At 70.2% G+C, this 7,857-nt stretch carries 9 protein-coding genes; all 9 read right to left on the reverse strand.

Annotated elements, in window-relative coordinates:
• Window positions 1-1,081, reverse strand: a 1,081-nt coding sequence (locus D7X74_RS36590; protein ID WP_304984943.1) for a cytochrome ubiquinol oxidase subunit I, incomplete at its 3' end; no start/stop codon positions are given.
• 39 nt (window positions 1,082-1,120) lie between these two features.
• Window positions 1,121-1,618 (reverse strand): hypothetical protein, encoded by a 498-nt coding sequence (locus tag D7X74_RS36595; protein ID WP_120537619.1) that lies wholly within the window; start codon window positions 1,616-1,618, stop codon window positions 1,121-1,123.
• Window positions 1,615-2,019, reverse strand: coding sequence for a phage holin family protein (locus tag D7X74_RS36600; protein WP_120537620.1), 405 nt, complete (start codon window positions 2,017-2,019; stop codon window positions 1,615-1,617). Before D7X74_RS36600 ends, D7X74_RS36595 begins: the two co-directional genes overlap by 4 nt.
• 202 nt (window positions 2,020-2,221) lie before the next feature.
• Window positions 2,222-3,253: an ADP-ribosylglycohydrolase family protein gene (locus D7X74_RS36605; protein WP_120537621.1), complete on the reverse strand. Its 1,032-nt coding sequence runs from the start codon at window positions 3,251-3,253 to the stop codon at window positions 2,222-2,224.
• 457 nt (window positions 3,254-3,710) lie between these two features.
• A complete protein-coding gene (locus D7X74_RS36610) occupies window positions 3,711-3,980 on the reverse strand; it encodes a hypothetical protein (protein WP_120537622.1) in 270 nt (89 codons plus the stop codon).
• Window positions 3,981-4,123: 143 nt separating this feature from the next.
• Window positions 4,124-4,528, reverse strand: coding sequence for a F0F1 ATP synthase subunit epsilon (locus tag D7X74_RS36615; protein WP_120537623.1), 405 nt, complete (start codon window positions 4,526-4,528; stop codon window positions 4,124-4,126).
• 21 nt (window positions 4,529-4,549) lie between these two features.
• Window positions 4,550-5,098, reverse strand: coding sequence for a hypothetical protein (locus D7X74_RS36620; protein ID WP_120537624.1), 549 nt, complete (start codon window positions 5,096-5,098; stop codon window positions 4,550-4,552).
• Between the two features lie 20 nt (window positions 5,099-5,118).
• The gene (gene atpD / locus D7X74_RS36625; protein WP_120537625.1) at window positions 5,119-6,564 is read right to left on the reverse strand and encodes a F0F1 ATP synthase subunit beta; all 1,446 of its coding nucleotides are present in this window, start codon (window positions 6,562-6,564) and stop codon (window positions 5,119-5,121) included.
• Window positions 6,565-6,864: 300 nt separating this feature from the next.
• On the reverse strand, window positions 6,865-7,764 hold the full coding sequence (atpG, locus tag D7X74_RS36630; RefSeq protein WP_120537626.1) for an ATP synthase F1 subunit gamma: 900 nt from the start codon (window positions 7,762-7,764) through the stop codon (window positions 6,865-6,867).
• Between the last annotated feature and the right edge of the window lie 93 nt (window positions 7,765-7,857).

Consider the following 7,857-nt stretch of genomic DNA (forward strand, 5'->3'; position numbering starts at 1 on the left):
CCGCGACGAGCCACGCCCGCATCAGCCCCCGCCCGTGCGGCCACTCGCGGCCCCGCCACCTGCGCAACAGCGTCACCAGCGCGAGCAGCGCCATCAGGCTGCCCGTGCCCACCATCACCTGGAAGGCCACGTGCACCTTCGCCACCGGCGGCCAGGTGTCGCGCGGGAAGTCATTCAGCCCCTTCACCTCCGCGTCCGGGTCGCCAAACGCCAGGATGGAGAGCCCCTTCGGCACGCCGATGGAGCCCGGGACGGTGCGCGTCTCCACGTCCGGCAGGCCCCCCAAGAGCAGCGGCGCGCCCACCTCCGTTTCGAAGTGTCCCTCCATCGCGGCCAGCTTCACCGGCTGCGCCTTCGCCACGTGCTTGGCGGACAGGTCCCCCACCACGGGCTGCAGCAGCGCGGTGATGCACGCGAGGGGCAGCGCAACGGACAGCGCCTTCTTGTGGAAGGCCGCCCCGGGGTGCTTGAGCAGGATGAAGGCGTGGATGCCCGCCATGGCGAACGCGCTGGCCTGGTAGCTGGAGAGCAGCACGTGCGTCGTCTGGTACTGCCAGCCGGGGCTGAACATCGCCACCAGCGGCTGCACGTCCACGGGCCCCGCGGGCGTGGCCGTGAAGCCGGACGGGTTGTTCATGAACGTGTTCACCAGCGTGACGAAGAACGCGCTGGCCGCGCCGCTCACCGCCACCATCACGCCGCTGAACAGGTGCAGGTTCGGCGACACCCGCTCGCGGCCGTACAGGTAGATGCCCAGGAAGATGGCCTCGGTGAAGAAGGCCACACCCTCCAGGCTGAAGGGCAGGCCAATCACTTCCCCGTAGCGGCCCATGAACTCCGGCCACAGCAACCCCAATTCGAACGACAACACCGTGCCGCTCACCGCGCCCACCGCGAACAGGATGGCGGTGCCCTTGGCCAGCTTCTCGCTGAGCTTGCGGTAGTCGTTGTCCCCCGTCCGCCGGTGCTTCCAGTCGCTCAGCACCATCAGCACCGGCAACGCCACGCCGGCCGCCGCGAACACGATGTGGAACGCGAGCGACAGCCCCATCTGCGCACGCGCATAGAGCAGGTCCGTCATGCACATCAGTCTGCTTTATGCGCGCTTTTTGCGCCTTCACTATTTCTTATCAGTGTCCGCAGGCACCTTGGCGGGGGCCCGCGAGGGCACCAGGGACTGCATGGAGTTGCGGGCCACGGCGGTGGCGAGCGTGGTGGCGAAGATCATCACCAGCTTGCGTCCCAGCTCCGCCCCCAGGGGCTTGTCCTCCACGCTGGTGGCCACCCGCTCCGGATGGTCCCACGCCCGTGACAGGGCCTGGCGGCGCTGGCGGCGCACGCGCTCGTCATGGTGGCGGGAGCGGTAGATGGCGAACCCCACGCCCACGCCCGCAACCACCAGCGCGGCGGCGCCCACGGTGACGAGCAGGTCGCGGTTCTGGTTCAGGTGGTGGCGCACGTCGGTGGCCCGGTGGCGCCGGCGGTCCAGCTCCTCCAGCGTCAGGAGCAGCTCGTCGCGGATGCGGTCCGCCGTCTGCTCCACCTGTTCACGGTCGCCCATGCGGCGGGTGATGGCGTGGTCCGCGACCTGGATGTCGGATTCGGGTGCCTGGCTCATTGCAGCGTCTCCCGGGTCATCTTGAAGTCCGCCTTCAAACGCTCCTGGGTGTGCGGCATCGCCTGCTTGGGCACCCGCTTGGAGCCCAGGAACAGCAGCAGGCCCGCCACCGCCAGCAGCACCACGCCCACGATGGCCACGCCCAGCGCGGCGACCACGGGAATGGCGAGCCCCAGCGCGACGAAGAGGACCGCCAGCGAGGTGAGGGCCAGCACGGCCCCCGCTCCCAGGAGGATGCCCGCGGTCTTGGCGGCCTTGAGCTCCTGCTTCAGCTCCTTCTTGGCGTGCATCACCTCCGCCTTCACCAACAGGCGGGTTTCCGACAGCGCATGCCGGATGAGTTCCGACGTGGAGAGCGTCTCCAGCTGGGTGCGCTCCAGGCGTTCCGATTCGAGGTCCACGACCGTGCCTCCGACTTGGTGGGCCCAGGGAAAGACAGCAGCGGACGCCTGCTCGGCGTCCCGTCCACCCCTGTTCTGCTCCTCAAGTTGGTCAGGAAGGGTGGGCGGGAGAAGTCCCGGCGCACACCCCATCGTCGTCCGTCTGCCTGCCTGGTACCCCCGCCCGGAAAGGATGGGCGGGCTTCCGGACAGCAGGCAGGCGCTAGCGGCGGGTCTTCTGGTGGGCGATCGCCGTGGCCAGCGTCTCGCGCACCTGGCGGGCGCGGAACAGCCGGTCCGCGGTGTCCACCAGGTTCTCCGCGTACAGCACCTGCTTGCGCAGGCGGGCCGGCAGGGCGCGCGTGCCCAGGTGCGCGCCCAGCAGGGCCCCGGTGAGGGCCGCGGCCACGTCCGCCTCGCCACCACAGCGCAGCGTGAGGACGACGGCCTCGCGGAAGTCGTGCGGCACCTTCAGCGTCGCGTACAGCGAGGTGAGCAGCACCGGCACCACGTGGGCCGGCAGGCCGTCCACGCCCTTCAGCTCGCTGGGGGGGACGCCCACCTTGCGAAGCTGGTTGAGCGCACGCTGGGTGTCCCAGGTGAGCAGGCGCGGCAGGTGGCGGATCTCCTCCGCCAGCGCCTTGTCGTGCACCGCGGCGGCCAGCGCCAGGGCGTCACAGAAGGCCGCGGGCGTGAGGGCCTCCTCTTCCAGGCCCAGCGCCACCGCCTGCGCGAACGCGGCCGCGGCCGCCGCGCAGATGGGGTCCTTGTGCGTGATGACCGTGAGCACGCCCGCGTCGTGCGGCAGGCGCGCGCGCTGGCCGCTCTCGAACAGGCCCACCACCAGCGCGCGGCTCAGCACGGACGGGCAGCGGGTGCCCAGCGGCGCGCCCGCGCTCATCCACGGCGTGCCCCCGGCGAGCCGCTGGAGCGACTCCGAGAGGCTGCGCGGCGGCTGCAGGATGATGCCCTCCTGCCACAGCCACGCCAGGTGCGCCGCGGCGCTGCGGCCATCCACCTTGCCCTCGCGGATGACGCTCTCCGCGGCGGCGAGCAGGAGCTGCGTGTCGTCGCTGAACTGGCCCTTGGCGAACTTGCCGCGCGGGCGGGGCGCGAAGTCCTCCGCCAGCCCCGGCAGGCGCGACAGGCTGGCCGGGGGAACGCCCCGGAGCGGAAAGCCGAGCGCGTCGCCGATGGCGAGCCCGAGAAACGCCGCATGAAACCGGTCCTGGCGATCTGCGGGGGTCAGCGGCATCGGAGGGGCGGAGATTACCCGAGCCTCAGGCAAGGACGAGCACCGAGATGAACGCTGCGAGGGCGCGCGAAGCGACAGCGTCTTCATCATGGGGCCTTGACGTGCACGGAGCGGGTTCGGTGAAGCGATGGACAGGAAACCTCCCGCCGAATTGCACCGCGCGCGTCGACACTTTCTGCCTCCTCCGCCGTCAACGCGGCGCAACCGGGGGCGCGGTAGCTATCGCATCCCGCTGCGTTTCAGCAAGCAGGCGCCCCCGATGACGTACGCGGGCCTGCTTCCGTGTCCAACTCCGGATGCTGCGCATGGACCGAAAGGGACGCACGGGTGGCCGCGCGTGGGTGCGCAAGGCGCCGTGCGCGTGCACCGCCCACGGGCTCAGGTGTTCACCTTGACGCGCGCGACTTCGCGTCGATCACACGAAGCACCGCGCGCATGACGCCGCGCGCACGCACGCTCACGAATCGTCGCGGCCCAGGTTGACCACCGCGAGCAACCGCGCCACCACCGCCTCCGCGCCCTGATGCAGGCGCGTGCCGTCCCAGAGCGCCGGGGACGTGTGGCCCCCGCGCTCGCGCCAGTCCGCCTCCACCTCCGCGTAGGTGAGGTTGCGGAAGCGCACGCGGTCCTCCAGCGCATGGTCGGTGACGAAGCGGCGCGCGGTCGCGGACGGCGGATCCGCGATGCGGTGGAACAATTCGAGGACGGGGGAGACAGGAGCGTTCATGACGGACCCGCATCATGCGCCCGGCGCCAGAAACGCAGAAAGGGTGAAGCGCCGTCCCCGGTGTCACGGGGCTTCGGGGCTCCACCCTCTTCGCGATGGCGACAGGTGTTTCAGACGCGCCCGGCGAAGGGCGCGGTGGGACGTCAGCGCGTCTCGCTGGCGGTGATGCGCGCGGCCTCGCGGCGCACCGCGGCCTGCTCCAGCGCGTAGCGCGCGTCCGCGCTGTTCAGGTCCTTGAGGCGCGCCTCGGACTCCGCCAGGCGGCGACGGGCGCCCGCGACGTCGATGCCGTTGACGTGCTCGGCGGCGTCCGCCAGCACCAGCACCTTGTCGTTGCTCACCTCCACGAAGCCGCCGGCGATGAAGTACCGGTCCTGACGGCCGCCCTCGATGAGGGTCAGCGTGCCCGGCTCCACCAGGGACAGGAACGGCGTGTGGCCCGGCCGCACGCCGAACAGGCCCTCTCCGCCCGGCACGATGGCCTCGTCGGCCTGCACGGACAGGATGCGCTTCTCGGGGGTGACGATCTCGACAGTCAGCTTGGCCATGAACGTCCTCGTGCTACCGCATCAGAAAGTCAGCCGCTGGGTCTTCACGCCCACCGGCTCGAACTCCAACACCCCGGCGTCCGTCAGGCGGGGGCCCTTGCCCGGGATGCCCAGCGTGCCTTCCAGCCACTTCAGGTGGTGCGCCATCTGCCGCACCTCGGAGAGCTGCTTCGTCGTCATCAGCTCCGTCAGCCGCTTCTCCTGGAGCTTCTGCCCGGCGCGGTCGAACTGGGCCGCCACCATCACCCGCGCCCAGGACAGGCCCGCTCCCCGCTTCTTCTTGCCGGCGGGCGCCTTGCCCTTCTCCACCAGCGGGTAGAGCACCCAGACCTTCTCCCCATCGTTGGAGGCGAAGTACAGGTCGTCCACCGTCCCCACGCACACGTCCGCCGACCAGAGGGGCCCGTTCTCCTTGAGCATCTCCAGCCGGCACGTGCCCACGCCCGTGTCCACCATGCGCACGCTGTAGAGCCCGTTCGCGCTCACCCGCGCCCGGCTGCCGCGCTCCGCCGCCAGGGCGGAGGGCGCGACACAGCAGAGCATCAGGGCGAGCGCGGCGGTCAGGCGCATGGGGCGGTCCGGGACGGCGCTTAAGCCGCCGCCATCTTGCGCGCGTTATCCAGGACCTCGTTGATGTCGCCCGCCATGTAGAAGGCGCCCTCAGGGATGTCGTCGTGCTTGCCGTCCGCGATCTCCTTGAAGCCGCGGATGGTGTCCGCCAGCTTCACGTAGCGGCCGTCCTTGCCCGTGAAGACCTTGGCGACGAAGAACGGCTGCGACAGGAACTTCTGGATCTTCCGGGCGCGCGCCACGGACAGCTTGTCCTCTTCCGACAGCTCGTCCATGCCGAGGATGGCGATGATGTCCTGGAGCTCCTTGTAGCGCTGCAGGATGCCCTGGACGCGGCGGGCGACGGCGTAGTGCTCCGCGCCGAGCACGTCCGCGGACAGGATGCGGCTGGTGGAGTCCAGCGGATCCACGGCCGGGAAGATGGCGAGCTCCGCGATGGAGCGGTTGAGCACCGTGGTCGCGTCCAGGTGGGCGAACGCGGTGGCGGGCGCGGGGTCCGTCAGGTCGTCGGCGGGCACGTAGATGGCCTGCACGGACGTGATGGAGCCCTTCGTGGTGGAGGTGATGCGCTCCTGCAGGCCGCCCATCTCCGTGGCGAGCGTGGGCTGGTAACCCACGGCGCTGGGGATGCGGCCCAGGAGGGCGGACACTTCCGAGCCGGCCTGGGTGAAGCGGAAGATGTTGTCCACGAAGAGGAGCACGTCACGGCCCTCCACGTCGCGGAAGTACTCGGCCATGGTGAGCGCGGAGAGGGCGACGCGGGCGCGGGCGCCGGGCGGCTCGTTCATCTGGCCGTAGACGAGGACGGCCTGGCTGGCCTCCAGGTTCTCGGTCTGGATGACGTTCGTCTCCTGCATCTCGTGGTACAGGTCGTTGCCTTCGCGGGTGCGCTCACCGACGCCGGCGAACACGGAGAAGCCACCGCGCTCCACGGCCACGTTGCGGATGAGCTCCTGCAGGAGCACCGTCTTGCCCACGCCGGCGCCGCCGAACAGGCCGATCTTCCCGCCTCGGGTGTAGGGGGCGAGCAGGTCGATGACCTTGATGCCGGTCTCGAACATCTGCACGCGCACGTCCTGGTCCGTGAAGAGCGGGGGCGCGCGGTGGATGGGCCAGTACTCGGTGGCCTTCACGGGGCCCATCTCGTCCACCGGATCGCCGGTGACGTTCATGATGCGGCCCAGGGTGGCCTTGCCCACCGGCACCTGGATGGGGGCGCCCGTGTTGCGCACCTGCATGCCGCGGCCCAGGCCCTCGGTGGAGTCCATCGCGATGCAGCGCACGGTGTTCTCACCCAGGTGCTGCGCGACTTCCACCGTCAGGTTGTCCTGCTCGGCGCCCAGGTTGGGGTTGGTGATCTTCAGGGCCGAGTAGACTTCCGGGAGCCCGCCGGGCGGGAACTCCACGTCGACCACGGGGCCGAGAACCTGCGTGACCTTGCCAGTCGTCGGAACTTGAGCGCTCATGGAATCCTCTGCCTTGTCTCGTATGGCGAGCGGCCGGGACGCCGCCGCCCATCAGGAAATCGACCCCAAGAAAAGGGGTGGGCGCGCCCCCTTTACCGGGGGCCCCCCGGCAGGGTCAAGCCTCCCGGGTCCGCGCGTGTAAGTCCCGCTTAGCGGAGCGGTGTCCCCAGCGCCAGTCCCCCGTGGAAACCTTCTTCCCCGCCTGCCTTCCTGGCAGGAGGAACGACGAAGGGCCCGACCCGCGCCATGCAAGCGCGAGCGGGCCCTCGTGGGGGTCCAACGGATCGGACGGGAGGCGGACTACTTGAGGGCCTCGGCGCCGGAGACGATCTCCATCAGCTCCTTGGTGATGACCGCCTGACGGGTGCGGTTGTAGAGCAGGGTGTAGCTGGAGATCATGTCCGTGGCGTTATTGGTCGCGTTCTCCATGGCGCTCATGCGCGCGCCCTGCTCGCTGGCCACGCTCTCCAGGAGCGCCCGGTAGACCTTGATGTTCACGGCCTGGGGCACCAGCCGGTCCAGCACGGCCTGGCGGGAGGGCTCGTACTTGAAGTCCACCATCGCGGGCGCGGCGGCGACCGTCTCCGGCGTGGGGGCCGGGGTGGTGGCCTTCGTCGTGGCGGGCTGCAGCGGCAGCAGCTGGGCCACGGTGACGTTCTGGCTGATGGCGGAGACGAACTCGTTGTAGACGACGTAGACGGCGTCCACTTCGTCATTGAGGAACGCGGCCGTCAGCTCCTCGGCGACGTTGGCGGCGGAGCGGTAGTTGAGCCCCGCGTACAGGCCGGCGAAGTCCTTGCGGATGGACTGGCCGCGGTTGCGGAAGAAGTCGTTGCCCTTGCGGCCCACCGTCGAGACGCGCACCTGGAGGTTGCTGTTCTCGTACAGGAAGCGGTTGGCGCGGCGGATGACGTTGGAGTTGAAGCCGCCGGCGAGGCCACGGTCGGACGTGAGCAGCAGCAGCTCCACGCGGCGCACCGGGCGGGAGGCCAGCAGCGGGTGCGCCAGCTCCTGGTCGGCGGAGCGCACGGCCAGCTCGGAGATGATCTGGTCCAGGGTCTGCGCGTAGGGGCGCGCGGCGAGGATGGCCTCCTGCGCCTTTCGCAGCTTCGCGGCGGAGACCATCTTCATCGCCTTGGTGATCTGCCGCGTGTTCTTCACCGAGCGGATGCGCTTGCGGATGTCTCGAAGGGACGCCATGGACCGGAAACTCCTCTGGGACGACGTGCGGCGCGCACCCTCGTGGACGGCCCGGGCTGGCCGGAATGGGGGCGGCGGGCCCCCTATATAGGC

The organism is Corallococcus sp. CA047B (assembly GCF_003612065.1).
Lineage (GTDB): Bacteria > Myxococcota > Myxococcia > Myxococcales > Myxococcaceae > Corallococcus > Corallococcus praedator.